This window comes from Mycolicibacterium peregrinum (assembly GCF_001665625.1).
GTDB lineage: Bacteria > Actinomycetota > Actinomycetes > Mycobacteriales > Mycobacteriaceae > Mycobacterium > Mycobacterium peregrinum_B.
In genome coordinates this window covers 34,565-51,312 of sequence record NZ_LZSY01000020.1, presented here as the reverse complement: position 1 = coordinate 51,312, position 16,748 = coordinate 34,565, and the positions used below count along the sequence as shown (strand labels likewise).

Sequence of the window (16,748 nt, the reverse complement as noted above, 5' to 3'; positions counted from 1 at the left end):
GTCAGCGCAACCGTGGCGCCCGCCGGTTGCGAGTAAACCCTTCGGCAACCGACGCGGTGAGGTCCAGGAAGGCTTGCCGAGTCTTGCGATTCAGTAGATCCATCGAGATCTCGGCGCCTTCGGCGAGGTGATCGTCGAATGGGATGACCACCACGTCGCGCACACGGGCCTTGAAGTGCATGGTCAGCTGGTTGATGTCGACCGGCACCGATCCCGGGAGCGCCGAACTCAGGACCACCGTGGCGTCGGGCACCAGATTGGCGTGGCCGTGATGCTGCAGCCAGTCCAAGGTGGCGAGGGCGCTGCGGGCAGAGTCGATGGCCGGCGAGGCCACCAGCACCAGGGCATCAGAGGTGTTGAGCACGCCATTCATGGCCGAGTGGGTCAGCCCCGTGCCGCAGTCCGTGAGAATAATGTTGTAGAAGCGATCGAGGATGTCGTGCACGGCACGGTAATCGGCCTCGGAGAACGCTTCGGAGACCGCCGGATCCCGTTCAGAGGCCAGGATCTCCAGCCGGCTCGGGGTTTGTGAGGTGTGCCGACGGACGTCGGAATAGCGGAAGATCTCCTGGTCGGCCAATAGGTCGCGAACTGTGGAGCGGGTCTGACTCGGACCACGCTGAGCCAGCGTCCCGAAGTCCGGGTTGGCGTCGACCGCGATCACGCGGTCGCCCCGGTTCGCGGCGAATGTCGAGCCCAGGCACACCGTCGTCGTGGTTTTCCCGACACCGCCCTTCAGTGACAGCACAGCGATGCTGTACGCGCCACGGATGGGTTGGTTCACGCGGTCCAGCGCGTTCCGCGTACGCGGATCAGCTTGCGGTTCAGAAAGATTCACCGTACCGCCGGTCATGCGGTTCATGACCTTGCGCCAGCCGTTCTGGTTTGCCTGCTTGCGGGGGCGCAGCCCGAGCTCCTCCGAAGAGGTCCGGGTGTTGTACACCGTGGTCGGTTCATCCGGTTCCGCAGTGGTGAAGCTGGTCGAAATCGGCCTGAGATCAGGCGGCTGTGCGCGAGGCCCAGGCCGCGGTGGAGGTGGCGGCGGGTATGGCCGCGCAGAAGGCTGCTGGGGTACCTGTGGGCCCGGGGGACCGGGCGCCCGTGTGACCGGAGGGGGCGCTGGTCGTTGACTGGGCGGTGCAGGGGGAGGTGCAGGGGCCGCTGTCCGTGGAGGCGCGGGTGGCGGGGCAGCGCCCTGCGGAGGTCCAGGTGCCGGGGCCGGGTTCTGTGGTGGGGCAGGTGCCGGGGCCGCGTTCTGCGGCGGTGCACCGATCCCGCGGATGGGCGTGGTCGGCTTATCCGCGTTCGACAGGTCCTCCGGCTTCGGCGGCGTCAAGATTGCAGGTTCAATGTTTGCAGGATGTTGCTGATGGCTGCCTTCATATCGATGGCTTCGATCCGCATGAGCGCATCCTCGTCGAGCGACTCCAGTTCGGCGCCGTGGCTTTCGCTGAGTCGGTACTCGCGTTCCTCTTCGGCTGATTCGATGACGTTTCGAATGAATCGACCGTTGCCTGCGAGGTCGATATTGCGCCGTACCTTGCCTTCGGAGTCGGTCGACTGCTGCTCATACAGCCGGGTGCAGACCGACACGAGCTCGTCGTGGGCTTCTGCGCTCAGGTCCGAATCGCGCGATCTGGCGGTGAGCCTGCCGATATCGCCGAGCTCGGGCGGGGTATAGGAGGCGAACCGGATTCGCTTTGTGAACCGAGACGACAAACCCTCGTTGGAGGCCAGGAACCGGTCGATCTCGGCGTCGTAGCCGGCGATGATGACCACAAGTCGGTCGCGGTCGTTCTCCATGCGGGCCAATAGCGTGTCCACGGCTTCGCGGCCGAATGCGTCTCCGCCGGACAGGCCGGTCTGAATCAGGGTGTAGGCCTCATCGATGAACAGCACGCCGTCCATCGCGGTATCGATCAGCGCCGACGTCTTGATCGCGGTGCTGCCCAGGTGCTGACCCACGAAATCCTGACGCTTCGCTTCGATCACCGCCGGGGTCTTCAACAAGCCCAGGCCGCAATAGGTTTGGGCGACAACGCGGGCGATGGTGGTCTTACCGGTGCCCGGGGGGCCGGTGAAGGCGAGGTGCAAGCTGCGCGATGCGGTGGTCAGCCCCTTGTCCTCGCGCACCTTCGCCAGTCGCGCAGCCGACCGGAGTTTGGCCACCTGGAGCTTCACGTCTGCGAGGCCGACTTGGCGATCCAGCTCGTCCTGAGCCGCGCGCAGGTATTCGTTGCCTCGCTCGGTCAGTGACTCGGCGTCGAAATCCGCCGCGCTGCGGGCGGACGCCGGATCCCATTTGTCACTACGGGAGTCGATGATCTCCTTGGAGGTGACGATCAGTCGGTACTTGGGATCGTTGAGGGCGGCGTAGTTGGCTTCGAAGCCGGGTTCCTCGCTGTAGATCCGCTCGAAGATCGCTCTGGCCTCTGGCTCTTTGCCCATCTCCCGCAGCGTCAGGCCCTTGCAGAACTCGGCGGCACGACTTGCCGCCGGGATCGGCCCCTCGATCGCCTGATCCAAACGGCGCAATCCCTCACCGAACATGCCCATCTGGGCACAGGCCGAACCGACCATGAGGTGTGCACCGGCCGCGATGTACTCGTCGGTGAACTGCGCGGAGGAGGCCAACGCGGTCAGCACGTCGGGCCAACGCTGCGTGGTGAAATGCAGGACGCCACGGATGTACGCGCAGATGTCGTCGGAGGCCGAGTCGTCAGGCATGGTCGTCCGCAGCTCTGCGAGTTCGTCGAGAGTTTTCTCGGCCTCGCCGAAATCTTTGCCCTGAATCATGCCCGCGGCATACGCGAGGTAGACCTCGGTCAGTGAGCTCAGCGTGTAGTCGAGGTACAGCCCGGTCTGGAAGCGCCCGCCCAAAGTGCGGGGTGGCAGGCCCAGCCTGCGCTGCTCGCGTGCCAAATTCTTGCTGCTGCGATGCAGGTGATGGATCACCTCGGGGGTCGATTCGCCGGCTGCGGCCCGGCCGAGCCAGGCATCGCACATGTCGGGGTCGTACTCGGTGGCACGCTTGAACGCCAGTGCGGCGTACTGCACGTCGCGCTCGGTCTCCAACCCGTCGATCGCTATACCGAGGGACAGCACGCCCGCATCGAACACACGTTGTGCATCCCTGGTCCCACCACTCATCCGTGGATCCCCATCTTTCGTCCCCCAATCGCTGGTTTTGTGCGGAATCGGCAACGCAGCCCCCAGCGGATTAATTGGTGCAGCTTGGCCTCCGGTGATTGTACTAAGTTGACAACGAGACGGTTGACAGGAAGTTGGCAGCCAAACTGATGGGGGTATGGGGATGGAAATCCGACCGGTGAGGTCCCCTGACGGCGATATTCAGGTGTTGACGACGGAACGCGGCTTGCCCATCCGGCTCAAGTTCAGCCAACGCGCTTTTTCCCGGGCGCCGCAGGATCTGGCGCAGGATCTGTTGGCGCTGTGCCAGCTGTCGTCAAAACGGGCGCAGGTGGCGCACCGGCGTGAACTGGCCGAGCGCGGATTCAGCTCCGAGGTGGTCCGGGGTTTCGATCTGACAACAGAGGAAGAGCTCGCCGCGGCCGAGGCCGCGTTGCGTGGGGATGACGACGAGGATCCGCCCGCCAGCTGGATGAGGTCGGTATGAGCGGCAGCCTCGCGAATTCGGTGATCGCCCGGATCGTCAAACAGCGCGATCTCATGCAGGCGATGAACGAGCACCTCAAGACGATTTCGGCTCGGGTTACCAGCCGGGACCAGTCGGTGAGCGTCGAGGTTGACGGAGTCGGAACACTTACCGGTCTCTGGCTCGGCGAGAACGCCTACCGCCATGGGCCCGAGGGACTGGCGAATTTGATCATCGAAACTGCCCAGGCAGCCGCCAAGACGGCGTTGGATCGGCAGAAATTCCTGGTCAAGGAGTTCAACAGCCGCTTTGCAACTCTTCAGCAAACCCCTTTGACAAGGTGGGACGGGACAACGGTTACACCTGAACCCCGGCCCGACGTCAGTTTGCCGGAGGAGTGATGTGCGTTTGCTCGTCGATGATGGGACTAGCAGGGGCACAAAAACTTGTGTTAGCTGACCCGCAGGGCTCGGGTTATAGTTCCTATAGAAGCTAAAAGCCGCAGTCAGTAGCGGTTACCGGGGAGGGGTTAACGATGTCAGACGCCATGAATGTGGTTCCAGGGTTTCTTGAGGGGATCAACGCGGCCCAAACCGCCGCAGGGACGATGATCCAGGCGGCCGGCAGCGCCGATGTAGCCGGTATGAGCAGCGCGGTGTGCACGGCCGTCGGCCCGATCGGAGTGGCTGCCTATCTGCCCGGGTTCCTGCCCGGCATGGCCACCAACCTGATGCAGACGCTGAGTGTCGGCTTCAACCATGTGATGATCGGTGCCACGACCGAAGTGACCAAGGTCACCACGGCGGCCACGGACGCGTCCTTCGGCTGACCCATGCCGTCTACACCGTCGCCGCCGGGCAATCCGACGCCGGCACCCCCGTCGGCCCCGTTCACTCCGACCAACCCCGGGAGTAGCGCGCCCGCCTCGGCGTTCGATCCTGCACCGTTCATCAATGCGCAGGAACAGAACCTTGCGGACTATCTGAATCAGCCGGTCCAGGACATTCTCGGCAGGTTCGGTATGGAGCCGGTGCCCAACGGTGCGCCGCCTCCGGGCGGGCCTCCTCCAGAAGGGCAGCCGGGTTCGACCAACCCGATGGATCCCAGCGCGATGATCCAACCGGTGCTCGATGCGCTCGGCACCCTCGGGACCGGGGTCTTCGATGCCCTCGACCCGTCGAAGATGTTCGAGGGCATCTCAAAGGCGTTCGAATCCGCTGCCAGTTCGGTTCAAGAGGCGATGGGCTCGATGGAAAGCCTATGGTCGGGTGAGTCGGCGACTTCCGCGGGCACCAAGACTGCTGAAACGCTGGCCAACGGGGCCACGGTGGCATCGCAGTCGGCGGGCCTGGGCGCCAACGTCTCGACGGCTACGGCGGACGTGCAGCAAGCTCAGGCTCGGCTGCTGCAGATCATTGACGAGTACAACGCCAAGATCGCGGCGATCGGCCCCAACATCATCTTTCCGTGGGGCCAGGCGGCCGCCGTCGAGGCAGCCACCCAGGCCACCACGATGACCACCGAGTGCATCACCGAACTGCAGGCCACTCTGGCCGCGCAGGGTGCTGAGGCCACGGCGATCGGCGCGCCGACCGCGCTCGCCCAGGCTCCGACGGCGGCCACCTCGATGATCAGCCCGATGATCAAGGTGGCGACCGGTTTGGGCACCTCGATGATGCAGATGGCGACTGAAGGTTTGTCGTCCGGTATGGAGGCCATCACCGGCGCCGCGCAGAGCGGCATCGAAACTGCCACCAGCCTGGCCTCTAGCCTCGGTGATGCCGCTGGGTCCCCGACGGACAGTCCGACGTCGAACCCAACCAACAACGGCGTCACAGGTATGGCGCCGATCTCCAAGGCCGGCGGCGGTGGTGGTGGCGTGCACGGCGGGGCCGGCGGCCCATCTCCGGTCGCGCCGACCCGCAGCATGACGCCGGTCTCGATGCCTACCACCGAATCGCCCTCTTCTGTCCAGCCTGCTGCCGTCAAAGCGGCGGGTGTCTCCGGCGGCGCGGGCGGCGGTATGGGCGGCGGCGCCGGAATGATGGGCGCCGGCCACGGTGCCGGCAAGGCTGGAGTGGACGGCAGTGGACACAATGCCGCCGCGTTCCTGCACACCTCGGATCAAGGCGACGAAATCGTCGGTGATCTCGGTAATGTCGCTCCACCAGTGATTGGTGAGATCGACCCCAATGACAGTCCAGACATCGAACTGAGAATCTGAGACAGGAGATCTTGACATGGCCAATCCCAATGACTTTGCGATGCAGCCCCTCGAGGTTGCCGACGCGACCAAGCAGCTCGACGAGCTTGCCGACCGCTTCGACAAGCTCATGCAGACCGAGGCGCCGAACCTCACGGTGACGGCGTCCGGTCGCGACGAGGTGTCCCAGCAGGTCGCATCGACCCTCAACGAGGTGCACGCGGCTTTCACCCGCTCGTCCGACCAGGGTGTCAACGAGGTGCGTGAAGTTGCTGCGACGTTGCGTAAGCACACCGACGGTGTTGTGGCGATCGATCAGGATTTTGCTGTCTAGTTAGCTGGCGGGGACCAGTAACTGCGGGTGGTATTCGACCGGAGGGGGGTAGACCATGGGTTTTACCAATGTCGCGTGGGAGTCGCGCAGCACGGAGCAACTTGCCCGTGACCTGACCGACGGTCCAGGGCCCACTTCGGTTGGGCAGTCGGGTGCGGCTTGGGTGCGGGTCGCCAACGAGTTGGCGAACATATCGGCCGACTTCGACAAGATCGTCGAGCGGGTCAAGGGTTCGTTCGCCAGCCAGGGCTCGGAAGCTGCGACGCGCAAGCTCGAGGAATTCGGCAAGTGGCTGCAGGCCATCAGCCTCAGCGCGGCTGCCAACGGGCAGCGCGCTGAAGAAGCGGCCGTGGCGAACACCGTCGCGATCATGGCGATGCCGAGTGTCTCAGAAGCTGTTGAGGCCAAGGCATCTCACGACATGATGGCCTCGCTGGCGGCCTACAACGGAGCCGTCCTGACGGGCCGGTTTGCCGAGTTCGACGAGGCGGCCACCGCCGATCAGGCCAATGCCGCTGCCGTCATGCAGCAGTACGAAGAGGCGTGCACGGAACTTGCCCAGCCATGGGACCAGCCGCTGCCGCCTGATGTTGCCAAGGGCGATGCGCTGAAGGCCGAGCAGGAGGCCAAGGCGGCTGAAGGTTCAGGCGGTGCGGGTGGAGGCGGTGCCGGGGCAGGAGCGGCGCCGCCACCACCATTGGCGCCGTTCCGGCCCACCACGACTGCTTCCAGCGGCGACCCCAAGACACTGCAGAAGGTCGCGGTCGCCGGTGGCGGTGGTAGTGGCATGGGCGGCGGGTACGGCCCGATGGCCGGTGCGCACGGCCGAGGGGGCGACAACGACCGCGAGCACGAATCATCGCTTCCCGCAGCCACATTGGCCGGTGGCGGTGAGCCCGGTGCCGGGTTGTCCGACACCGGTGGTTCGTGGCTGCCCGCGGCGCAGCAGAGCGATGCGCCGTTCACGGTGTCCAATGTCAGCTGGGGCCCCAACACCTCGGTATTCGACGAGTTGGTGGTACCCGACGGTCCGGAAACTCCGACTTTTGCCGATGAGCCGGAGCGCGCGTTGGAGCAGGTCTCGGATCGCTGGGTCGCACCGCCGGTGATCGGCGTGGACAAGGGGCTGTCGATATGACCGCGTCCCTGCAGCCCCAATTCGTACTCACCGACGACGAATTACAGGTCGCCGCGACACGGGTGGGCGTGCAGAGCTTCCCGACGGTGCTGGCCGTCCGGCCGCGGCACGCCACGGTTGACACGCTTCATGCCGCGTTCGACCACGCGACCCGGACGCTGACCGCCCGAGAGGTGATTGTCGACGGTGTCGTGGAACCAGGCCTGGTGCCGATCTTGGAGGCACTGCAACGTCCGGACCGGGAGTTCGCGTTACGACTTGTGACACCGGAGGGCATGGCGCGCATCTGTGTGGTGCGTCGGGGCGGTTTGACGATCTTGGCTCGCCGCATCGGCCACGAGATCATGCTGCGCGTGGTCGGATTCGGTGTCGAGCTGCGTGATGCTGTGTCAGCGTTGCTCGCCGAGCTGCCGGCTGCGGTCGCAGCCGAGGTGACTCCGGTCGGTGCTCCGCTGGACGTCGTTGCCGAGAAGCTTTCCGGCACACATGATCCCGCTGTGCTGGCCGATCGGATCCGGTCGTTGGGTACCGAGCCGCGAGCCGCGATGGTGCTCGGATCGGCGTTGGCGTCACGCCAGGCCTTCGGGGAGATCGTGTACTACGCGCTGAGCCGGGAAGACGAGCGGATCGTGCGCGGTCCGGCCGCCGTCGGCATCTTCTACACCAAACGAGGCCGAATTGTGGGGGCGCCCAGTGCATCTCCCGCCGGCCAATTGTGGACCACGCTGAAAGCCGGCTCCGATCACGCCGTCGGTCAGGCGATCGGCCAGCTGGTGGAGCTTTCCGACGAGGGATGGGGGGACCTTTAGGGGGAACATGGATTTGGCCCGAAGGCAAACGACGATGAACAACACCAGAAACAATGAAAGTGAGTAGTGACGCATGACAGTTTCACTTACCCAGGCTGAAGCCGAGGCGAAGATCGAGCAGATCACCTCCGCCCGCGACCAGGCCGTTCAGAAGCTCAACCAGATCGAGGATTCTCAGCAGCAGATGCTGCAGGCATCCTGGCAGGGCACCTCGGCCGGTAACTACGGCCGGATTGCTCAGGCGCAGCGCGAAGAGTTCGATCATCTGATCGCCACGCTGAACAATGTCGTCGAAAAGGGCTCCGAGCACATCCGCTCGGTCGCCAACCTGGATCAGGGCTAAGGGAGGTAGGAATTCATGAGTGACCAGATTCTTTACAACTTCGGTGCCAACGCTGGACACCTCGAGGACATCACCGGAATGGCCAACTCCATTCAGGAAGTCCGCGAAGACATCCAGAGCATCTTCCAGGCGCTGTCCAGCGTCTACGAGGGCGATGGTGCAGCTGCGCTGAACCAGGCCCACCAGGAAGTCAACGGCATGCTGGACGAGGCGCTGAACACTGTGGTCAACACCCAGAAGCAGGCGCAGGACCAGCAGGACGCCATGGCTGCGATGGACAAGGCGAACGCTTCTGCGTTCTAAGCAGTAGCCGTGCGGCCCGGGCCTGTCTTTATGCAGGCCCGGGCTTTGCGGGTTGAATCAGGATCTAGCTTCAGGGAGGCAGTTTCGTGGGCAAGGACAAACCCCAACTCGAAACACTGACAGATCAGATGAAGGGTTGGCAGGCATCTGGCGATGCCGACCTCAAAATCTCGCCGGCCGGTCGCGACAAGTACGTCACCGCCATAGGCAATCTTCGAGGTGAACTGGTGCTCGCCAAGGGCCAAATCGCCAAGTTGAAAGAGATCGGCGATGTAGGCAAGTATCCAGCGGCTACCGACACCAAGAGCGGTCTGGTGGAGGATGCAACGACGCTGGAGACGATGTTGAATGACTATATCGCGTACTTGGACGCCTACAAGCAGACCGTTATCGATTCCTGCAACCGAATGATGCAGTCCGGCTAGACGACTTGTAGACATGTTTGAGGTGGTGAAGGGCTAATGTGTTTTTCCGATATCGGTCACGCTATTGAACGCGGCGTCGAATGGACCGATAACTGGTTTGTCGAACACACCGGTAATTCATTTTTCGGATTTCCTGATTTCACCACATATGACGGTGAGCATAAAGACGGCAGCGGGAAGCAGGACTTCAGCGGACTAGCATCTGGCTATCCTCAGCATGCCCTCCCCGTTGCGCCTGGCAGCTATACGACAGTTCAATTTACTGAAGTCGTAGAGATGATGGGCAATGCCGTCGAGAAGGCCACCGACGGACACAATGCGATTTGGGAAGACATCGCTAACAAACTGTCACAAGCTGTCCGCGACTACAAGGTGTTCCTGGACGGAATGGGCAGCGACAGTGACAACAATTGGCAAGGTAAAACTGCGGAATCTGCCAACAAGAACATTGATTCGTCGTTCAAGCAAATCGACGGTGCCTCAAAATCCGCCACCGCAATGGTGACTTTGTCGCCCGCGTTTGGTGAGGCGATCGGAAACGTTGTGAAGGAAGTAGTCAACCGAAAAGATGACTACCAAGACGACTGGGATTCTTGGCCTGAACATCGCGAGGAAATTAAGCGGGAATACGATGCCCTCGCCCAATCTGTGATGAAAGATTTTGCGTTCAACATTGGCCAAATAGCGACAAGAAATCCCGACTTGACGGGCGGCACGACCACTCCGGAGCATCCAGGGCCGACAGCACCTGGGCAAACTTCCCCTAACTACGGCGGCCCGAGTGGCACTGGAGCGGGGACGCCCAGCAAAGGTTCCGGCGCACCGGATTTCTCTGGGCTGAAGAACAACACCACCAAACCAAACTTTGATCCAACCAAGCAGACCACGCCTCAGAACACGAACACTCCCAGCCTTCCGACGGATGGGCTGACGGATGGGTTGTCCGATGCGGCCAACGCGGCGAAGGACGCTGCCAGTCAGGGGTTGGACGCCGCGAAGCAAGCTCTTGATCAGGCGCTCGGCAACGGCCAGAACCCGCCTGCCCTGCCTGAAGGCGTGCTCGGCCTCGGGCCGAAGGGTCTGAGCAATGCGGCCAAGGGCACCGCCGCCGGTAGTGGCCGCGGTAGCAGCGGTCCTGGACCGCGCACCTCGCCACTGGCCCGCAACGCCGGTACAGCAACTCCGGCAGCCACGAAGGGTACCGGCGCGCCAACCACCGCGGCGCGCTCTGGGATCAGTGCCGGCTCGGGTTCACCCGGCGCGGGCGCACCGGCTGCTGGGCATCGCGGCAACGGTGCAGACGGTTCGGTGCACAAGGCGAACAAGGCCCTGCGTCGGAAGAAGAACGGTGAAGACGTGATGGGAGACGCCGAGGCAGTGGTGGCAGTTGTCGGTGACGATGCGCAGGAACCCCGAATGGGCGTTCCGGCAACTGCCGAGAAGTGACAGCGCTGTCTGCGGCAGCCCTCCTCTTGCCACCTGTCACTCCGCTCCCGGATCCGACTTTGGACTTAAGTGGGAGATGGCGCGGAGTTTCCGAGTCTCCGGGACGATCCCCAGCGGACATGGCGGTGCAGGCCGGGCGGGCAGCCATGTCGGCGTCGACTGCGTCACCAGACAGCGTGCGGTGGACCCTGCATGCGGGTTCGGGATACCAAGGGCCCATGGGCTGGCCGGTCCATCATGGGATCCAACATGGGGTGGTCGGTGACGCGGGCAATGCACTCGAGATCAAGCAATACTGTGCGGCTGGGCTCACGACGTGGGTGATGGCCTCCGGGATGCTATCTGCCGACGAAGGCGCAATCGTGTGCACGGGTGCTGACAACTGGTCGTGGGGCGACCGGTTTGCCACGTCTCGCTCCGTCGGCGGGGAGCCGTTTTCCGATGTCGCGCACGCAGCCGTACTCACGGGTGGCGATGGGTTTGCTGACATTCTCGGATACGGGACCGCGAGCTGTCCTGGCCAGGCCGAAGTGTGGCAGACCCGAGTCGGGTTTTGGGAGCCCGCATCGCTTGACGACTATCAGGCTGCGTACCGGCGGGCGCTTCACTGCAATACTGATGAGAACCGACGCGATTCAGTCCGAATGCTCACTCGGGCGGTAGCCCAGGCGCTCAGTGTCGCTCGTCTGCGCCCCGAGGACATCACGCACTTTGTACCGCACAGCACCGCCAGCGGCGAACCATATCGAATCCTGGCCACAAAGTGTGGGCTGCCCTGGTCAGAGGCATTGCACGAACACCAGCTCGGCCACGGTTATCTCGCTGTCAGTACGCAGGTGTTCAGTCTCATGTTTTTTGCCGAGACTGGCCTGCCAACCGATTCCGTCGTGCTGTTGGTTGCTGCGGAATATCAGTTGAGTGCGACAGCCGTGGTGATAAGGATCAAGCGAAGTCCGAATGTGTATTCCGATGGAGATATTAAGGTAATGGCGTGAGCCGGATAGCGATGAACCTCGTCGGCATGATCGATGTCATCGATCTCACCGTGGTCAGCCAGCACTACGGCCGTGATTTCATTCCCTTTCCATTCATGCAGAGGCTGGCGAGTAAGGTCTCCCCCGAAGTCTTTGAAGAACACGCAAGAAATGTGATAACCCGGTTTCGGGAAGGCGATCTGCGCTCGTTGCAACACTGGGCAGGAACCTATGTGCGTTCTGACATTCGCGTTGAAGGCCAGGCTCAGTTCGTATCGTCGGATAAGGTGAGTGTCCGTGTCATGGCCCACCGTTTGGCAGACGGTGGCTATTTTGCCCGGCAGACGTCTGACGACGTGATCGAGATATTTTCGCTGTCGCCTTACGACCTCGGCGCAGCGGTCGCTGAGTCAATGGGCACGCTCAAGCCGGGGAGCAAGCAGGCCATCATCGTCCCTGAATATCAGGTTCCGACGGCGCCTTCGTCGGACGGCGACGGTATATCGATTCGGTCCCGCATTGACATTGACGATGGGGCAGACAAAGTATCGCGCAGCGACATCGAGGCTTTTGCGAGCATTCAGAGTCATTGGCGTCCGGTGCGAAAATGGGGCGTCGATCGCGGAAAGGCTGCCGTCGTTTGGGTTCGCGTCAAGGACGACGGGGACTACGTATACGCGCCGGATTACAAGGTCGCGCAACCGGTGTCAAAAGCTCAGTTGGCAGGCCGAATCGATCGTCTGATCGCCGATGACGTCGCCACCGTTCGGGAGATTCGCCGCGGTATTTGATCCGTCAGGGACCAGCCGTCAACTGGGTGAGCTCGTATTCTGTGTGCTGGATGAGGCCGGTGCCGACCCTCCACAGCCCCAGGCCTTTTCGCTCCTCAGATTCCGCGATTTCCCAGAGTGTTGTGCACGTAGCGGGATCCACTGCTCGCAGAAGATTTGGAGCTGCGCCATCGCTGACGATGATGACTGACCCGTCCGAACCGACGTAGTCGTAGCTGAGTCCCATTTGGCAGACGGAACCCGATTCGCCGGTTTGCAGATCCCACTGTTGCCAGCGGTCCTCGGTGCCACCTTGATCTACGAAAATCTTGCTGCCGATCACCTTGAAGTAGATCGCGGCATTCGGTGCCGGGATGGAGAGTACGGGTTCGCCTGCCGAGGAAAATACCTGCCACGTGGCGGGTTTGGATGGAACTCGTGCCATGGGCATCACCGGGTTCTCGACCGGCGTCAGGTCGTGTTCTTTGTCCTGATAGCGCCCGACCAGGTTTCCCTTCGTGTCGTAGAAAAGGAGGCCGTCGTGCTTGCCTGATTCGCGGAAACTGTACGCGAACCCCTGGTTGTACACCAACGATCGGCGGATGATCGTGCCTTCGGGAGGCGTCGGTGTCAGGTCAGTGCCGTCGACAGCCGAAAACATCCGGTACGGTGCGTCGGGAGTTTCGAGTGCTGCATTCTGAGTGGCGATTGTGGGCGCCGGAACGTCGGTGACCTGGCGATATCCGGAATCAAAGATGCTGCCACCACCAGGGACAAACCAGGTGCGTTGAGCATTGGAGCCGATCCCGTAGACGCCTTCGCCTTCTCGTCTTGCGACGAGCCGGGTTTCGCCGAAGTAGTTGCCGATCGCCGTGACAATGTATTTGTCGGGCCCACTCGTTCCTTGCGGATTGAGGTCGGTGGGACCGGTGAATGTGATTTGGCCGTGTTCCAGATCAATCACCCAAGCCGTCTGTGGCAGGCCACGTTCCGCGTCGCCGGTGGTGAGGCACACTGCGACGGCTGGTCCATTGCCGTAACACTCGCCTAGCGGATACCCCCGGAAGCCAGCCAATGCGATTGGTGGGAACAATAACTTGCCGGAGTGAATGTCGACTCCGTAGAGCCAACCCATCGGTGAAAGGCCTTGCGGATCAGTCTTGTCGGCGACGAAGTACGCGTGATCTGCAGTGCTGGTGAACAGTGCACCGACGGTGACGTCGGGGGGCAAACCGATGTCGGCAGCGGTAAGTCGCCAACCCGGAACTGGTTTCTTGTCCAGCGGAAAGGATATTAGGCTGCTGGCCGGCGTGCCGATCGGCGCGTCGGTGTGTGCACTGTGGCTGCCGAAAGTACGCCACACGAACAGGCCACCGCCGACAACCACGACCGTGAGGACAATTGCCAGAACAGGTAGCCACCAGCGCCGCCTTTGTCTGCGTGATTGCACAGCAGGTCCGACGCCGGGTGATTCAACCCAGCGGAATCCCTGCTTCGGCCAGTTCGGCGTTGGATCTGTCACCTGTTAATTCCTTACTGCGCGTTCAGCTCGTTGGTAACGGCACGGGGGTTCTCGAATAAATGCGTAGTCGGCCGTCGTCGCCAATCCGAAACGTAAACATCGCACCGTCGGTGGTGCCAAACCCGTTCATTGTCCACACAGTCCCGTTGCGGGTAAACCCACTCGTCGCCACGATGTCCCATTGCGGTGGCTTGTCGCCCTGTTCCACCGCGCTGAGTTGGTCGCTCACCCATCCGGATGGCGTATCGGGGCTGGTCAGTTCGTTGAGATTTTCGGCGTTGCCGGCGTTGCGTTCTCGCGCCCACGCCAGCAGGGTCTTCTCGGCGACGTCGTGTGCTTCGATGTCGGTCATGGATTCACTGGCTGCGATGGCGCGCAATGTCGGACCGTGGTCGCGTCCGATGATCGCTACGATCAGCAATCCGATCGCCGCGGTCGCTGCCAGGTAAAGCCACCACGGTGTGCGGCCGCGGGGATCACTCACCGCCGCACACCTTCAACTCGCCGGATTCGTCAACTAGCGAGATAAGTCGGTGAGAAACGCCGGTGCCTGATTGCTGCTGAACTTCGGCGGCTTGCTTCGCCTTGTCCGTTAGCGGGAAGGTGCGGTATAGCACTTTCGCCGATACCTGGGTTCCGCTGTCCTTGAATTCGACGATTGCTTCGATGTAGTCGCGCCCCGCTTGATAATTGCCTTTCATTGCGTCGTACTCAGCAAGCGGCGGTCCAGACAGGTTCGGGCAACTGAGCGCTTGCGCCGCGGCTATGTCGTGGTCGTTCATGGCTTGGTACCACCTGCTGAGCACGTCGAAGGCTTGTTGCTGACGTGGTGGCGGTGCCGCGAGCAGCTCGATATCGGCATCGGGCGGGCCTGACCAGCGCCACCCGAATGCGAAAACCAGACCCGCAGCGGCCAGGCATCCGACGGTGAGTGCGGCCAGCACGGTTGTCAGTCGCCGTCCCCTGGGGCCACGCCCAGGCTTCGGTGTCGGCGTTGGGTTCCAGGGCGTTTGCTGTGCTGGGGATGGGTCCGTTAGGGCGGTTTCGAGGTGGGCGGAGAGGCGGCCGTCGGGGTAACAGTCGATGACCAGGCGTTGTGCCGGTGATGGCGTGTTTGTTGTCTGGGCGTCTAGGCATTCGATGAGCAGGGCAGACGTTTCCGGCGGGACCGGTAGCCATTGCGACGTGGTGCCGGGGATACCGGCGTAGGCGCTGACAATGTTGTTGGGGCCGCATTCAACGTGCAGTTGGGCCCAGTTTTGGGGTAGCGCTTCCAGCAGTTGTCTGACGATGCGTTCGACCAGAGCCTGGCCGCGTTCATCGAGTTGCGCTGGGTGCATCGACATGGGCTCAGACTAGACGGCGGGCAGCGGCGTGTATCGATTCGAGTTGCAGAGCTGTGTTCAGCATGCCGACTAGGGCGTAGCGGACGCGCCGAGGAACACCTTGTATGTGAGTTCGTAGCCTGAAGCAGTGTCGTTGCCGCACAGGGTAATCGAATAATCGTTCTGCGTGATGCTGCCGAATTCGGAGGTGCGGTCGCATTTTTCGCCGGTACGTGTGGGGTCGGGTACAGCGGGGAAACCCGCCGTGGTGAGCAGGTTTTCGGCTTCGTCATACGCCGAGGCTTCGATGCCGGTGACGCTCAGATTGCGGCTGACTCCGGTGGAGAGCCCTTTGGTGTAGGAGCCCTTCACTACCGGAATCTTTTTGGGAAAGTCGGCCGGTATCTCGTCTGAACTGCCCGTGGCCGTCGGCACCTCATAGGTCGCGGAGTCCGCCGGCTTTCCCGGTGCGTCGCTGCCTTTGTCTTCGGTGGTAGCGCTGCATGCGACGAGCGTGATGGCGCTGCCGAGCACTGCTGCGGTGAACAACGCGGCATTTCCCAACCGTGTAACCATAGGCGGAGTCAAACACGGCCCGGTCTCGCAGGCAAGCGTGGTGGTATGGGCGGGTGTTTGCTGGCCTCACGTCAGATTGCTGTTGGCTGGGGTGTGGGGGTTCTGTCAGAATTGGTGGAATTGTTGCGCCGTCGGGTGGGGGTGCGATTTCGGGGGAGGGTTGAAGCACGTGAGCAACGATGCGGCTCGGCATGAGCTGGCGGAGGTGTTGGCGCTTGCCCAGCAGCAGATGGCGGATTTGGCAGCAATGCAGAAGAAGCGTGCTGCGTTGACCGCGAGTGCGGCTGTGGCCGACGGCACCGTCGAGGTGACCGTCAATGCGCAGGGGATTCTCACCCGAACTGTGATCGACGAGTCGTACCTGGACGAGTTCGACTTCTCTGACCTGGGTGAATACATCACAAGCGCGGTGCAGGCTGCGGCTCGGGAGGTTGGAAAACGCTCCGCGGAGCTGTTGGTGCCGCTATCTGAGCGTCGCAAGCAACTTCCGGTGTTGTCCGACATTGTTGACGGTGCGCCGGACTTTCGCGAGTTCATGCCTGATCTGACGATCAAACCGGCGACGCCTGGTGCGCCCGATCCGGTAGCGGATCGCAGTGATGACGACTTTGACGATGACGACGGTTCTTACCGGACGAATGTGAGGGGTTAGGAAATGAGTCAACCGCTTGGTGTGACACCGGAGGGTTTGCGTTCCACGTCGGATCATTTGAATGACGTGAGTTCGCGGATGAAGGGTGTGTTGTCGTCGTTGCAGTCCAAGCTCAGCGGTGAGGGCGCTGCCTGGGGAGATGACAAGATCGGTGATCAGTTCGCCAACGGTGACAGTGGGTACCTGGGTCAGTTGGATTGGGTGGATGGCTCGATCGATGCCAAGACGGGCCTGCTCGACAACTACTCAGAGGGCTTGCGGACCGCCGCGGACACGCTTGAAGGGCAGGACCAGGCGTAGGCCGGTCTGCGG

General features: G+C 62.4%; 20 protein-coding genes and 1 pseudogene. 15 read left to right on the top strand and 6 right to left on the bottom strand.

Annotated features, from left to right (window positions below; translation table 11 throughout):
• Window position 1: 1 nt before the first annotated feature.
• Both A5779_RS02865 and eccA read right to left on the bottom strand, forming a co-directional pair.
• A pseudogene (locus tag A5779_RS02865) lies at window positions 2-1,147 on the bottom strand (MinD/ParA family ATP-binding protein); the annotation flags it as partial.
• A gap of 185 nt (window positions 1,148-1,332) precedes the next feature.
• Window positions 1,333-3,150: a type VII secretion AAA-ATPase EccA gene (gene eccA, locus A5779_RS02860; protein WP_064878743.1), complete on the bottom strand. Its 1,818-nt coding sequence runs from the start codon at window positions 3,148-3,150 to the stop codon at window positions 1,333-1,335.
• 178 nt (window positions 3,151-3,328) lie between these two features.
• Between eccA and A5779_RS02855 the strand changes: the two genes are divergently transcribed.
• The 13 genes from A5779_RS02855 to A5779_RS02795 all read left to right on the top strand — a co-directional run bounded on the left by A5779_RS02855 (window position 3,329) and on the right by A5779_RS02795 (window position 12,382).
• Window positions 3,329-3,637: a hypothetical protein gene (locus tag A5779_RS02855; protein WP_236734628.1), complete on the top strand. Its 309-nt coding sequence runs from the start codon at window positions 3,329-3,331 to the stop codon at window positions 3,635-3,637.
• A complete protein-coding gene (locus A5779_RS02850) occupies window positions 3,634-4,017 on the top strand; it encodes a YbaB/EbfC family nucleoid-associated protein (protein ID WP_064878741.1) in 384 nt (127 codons plus the stop codon). Before A5779_RS02855 ends, A5779_RS02850 begins: the two co-directional genes overlap by 4 nt.
• A 134-nt stretch (window positions 4,018-4,151) precedes the next feature.
• On the top strand, window positions 4,152-4,445 hold the full coding sequence (locus tag A5779_RS02845) for a hypothetical protein (protein WP_110776827.1): 294 nt from the start codon (window positions 4,152-4,154) through the stop codon (window positions 4,443-4,445).
• Window positions 4,446-4,448: 3 nt separating this feature from the next.
• On the top strand, window positions 4,449-5,840 hold the full coding sequence (locus tag A5779_RS02840; RefSeq protein ID WP_064878738.1) for a hypothetical protein: 1,392 nt from the start codon (window positions 4,449-4,451) through the stop codon (window positions 5,838-5,840).
• A gap of 16 nt (window positions 5,841-5,856) precedes the next feature.
• On the top strand, window positions 5,857-6,153 hold the full coding sequence (locus tag A5779_RS02835) for a PE domain-containing protein (RefSeq protein WP_064878736.1): 297 nt from the start codon (window positions 5,857-5,859) through the stop codon (window positions 6,151-6,153).
• 55 nt (window positions 6,154-6,208) lie between these two features.
• The gene (locus A5779_RS02830) at window positions 6,209-7,291 is read left to right on the top strand and encodes a PPE domain-containing protein (RefSeq protein ID WP_064878734.1); all 1,083 of its coding nucleotides are present in this window, start codon (window positions 6,209-6,211) and stop codon (window positions 7,289-7,291) included.
• Window positions 7,288-8,100 carry an ESX secretion-associated protein EspG gene (locus A5779_RS02825; protein WP_064878732.1) on the top strand — a complete coding sequence of 271 codons (813 nt, stop codon included), beginning with the start codon at window positions 7,288-7,290 and terminating at the stop codon, window positions 8,098-8,100. Before A5779_RS02830 ends, A5779_RS02825 begins: the two co-directional genes overlap by 4 nt.
• 73 nt (window positions 8,101-8,173) lie before the next feature.
• Window positions 8,174-8,443 (top strand): hypothetical protein, encoded by a 270-nt coding sequence (locus A5779_RS02820; RefSeq protein WP_064878731.1) that lies wholly within the window; start codon window positions 8,174-8,176, stop codon window positions 8,441-8,443.
• 15 nt (window positions 8,444-8,458) lie between these two features.
• Complete coding sequence (locus A5779_RS02815) at window positions 8,459-8,746, top strand: hypothetical protein (protein ID WP_064878729.1); 288 nt, start codon at window positions 8,459-8,461, stop codon at window positions 8,744-8,746.
• Between the two features lie 86 nt (window positions 8,747-8,832).
• Window positions 8,833-9,171, top strand: a complete 339-nt coding sequence (locus tag A5779_RS02810; RefSeq protein ID WP_064878727.1) for a hypothetical protein — start codon at window positions 8,833-8,835, stop codon at window positions 9,169-9,171.
• 36 nt (window positions 9,172-9,207) lie between these two features.
• Window positions 9,208-10,617 (top strand): hypothetical protein, encoded by a 1,410-nt coding sequence (locus A5779_RS02805; protein WP_131811560.1) that lies wholly within the window; start codon window positions 9,208-9,210, stop codon window positions 10,615-10,617.
• Window positions 10,618-10,835: 218 nt separating this feature from the next.
• Window positions 10,836-11,612: a hypothetical protein gene (locus A5779_RS02800; protein WP_131811559.1), complete on the top strand. Its 777-nt coding sequence runs from the start codon at window positions 10,836-10,838 to the stop codon at window positions 11,610-11,612.
• A complete protein-coding gene (locus tag A5779_RS02795; RefSeq protein ID WP_064878722.1) occupies window positions 11,609-12,382 on the top strand; it encodes a hypothetical protein in 774 nt (257 codons plus the stop codon). Before A5779_RS02800 ends, A5779_RS02795 begins: the two co-directional genes overlap by 4 nt.
• A 4-nt stretch (window positions 12,383-12,386) precedes the next feature.
• Here A5779_RS02795 and A5779_RS02790 read toward each other — a convergent pair whose 3' ends face one another.
• The 4 genes from A5779_RS02790 to A5779_RS02775 form a co-directional block, all read right to left on the bottom strand.
• Window positions 12,387-13,883 carry a 9-bladed beta-propeller domain-containing protein gene (locus A5779_RS02790; RefSeq protein WP_131811558.1) on the bottom strand — a complete coding sequence of 499 codons (1,497 nt, stop codon included), beginning with the start codon at window positions 13,881-13,883 and terminating at the stop codon, window positions 12,387-12,389.
• Window positions 13,884-13,905: 22 nt separating this feature from the next.
• Window positions 13,906-14,235 (bottom strand): hypothetical protein, encoded by a 330-nt coding sequence (locus tag A5779_RS02785; RefSeq protein WP_131811557.1) that lies wholly within the window; start codon window positions 14,233-14,235, stop codon window positions 13,906-13,908.
• 124 nt (window positions 14,236-14,359) lie between these two features.
• Window positions 14,360-15,229 carry a hypothetical protein gene (locus A5779_RS33765; RefSeq protein WP_131811556.1) on the bottom strand — a complete coding sequence of 290 codons (870 nt, stop codon included), beginning with the start codon at window positions 15,227-15,229 and terminating at the stop codon, window positions 14,360-14,362.
• A gap of 69 nt (window positions 15,230-15,298) precedes the next feature.
• A complete protein-coding gene (locus A5779_RS02775) occupies window positions 15,299-15,772 on the bottom strand; it encodes a hypothetical protein (protein WP_064878714.1) in 474 nt (157 codons plus the stop codon).
• A gap of 181 nt (window positions 15,773-15,953) precedes the next feature.
• Here A5779_RS02775 and A5779_RS02770 point away from each other — a divergent pair, with 181 nt between their 5' ends.
• Both A5779_RS02770 and A5779_RS02765 read left to right on the top strand, forming a co-directional pair.
• The gene (locus A5779_RS02770; protein ID WP_064878712.1) at window positions 15,954-16,436 is read left to right on the top strand and encodes a YbaB/EbfC family nucleoid-associated protein; all 483 of its coding nucleotides are present in this window, start codon (window positions 15,954-15,956) and stop codon (window positions 16,434-16,436) included.
• Window positions 16,437-16,502: 66 nt separating this feature from the next.
• Window positions 16,503-16,736 carry a hypothetical protein gene (locus tag A5779_RS02765; RefSeq protein WP_236734627.1) on the top strand — a complete coding sequence of 78 codons (234 nt, stop codon included), beginning with the start codon at window positions 16,503-16,505 and terminating at the stop codon, window positions 16,734-16,736.
• Window positions 16,737-16,748: the final 12 nt, after the last annotated feature.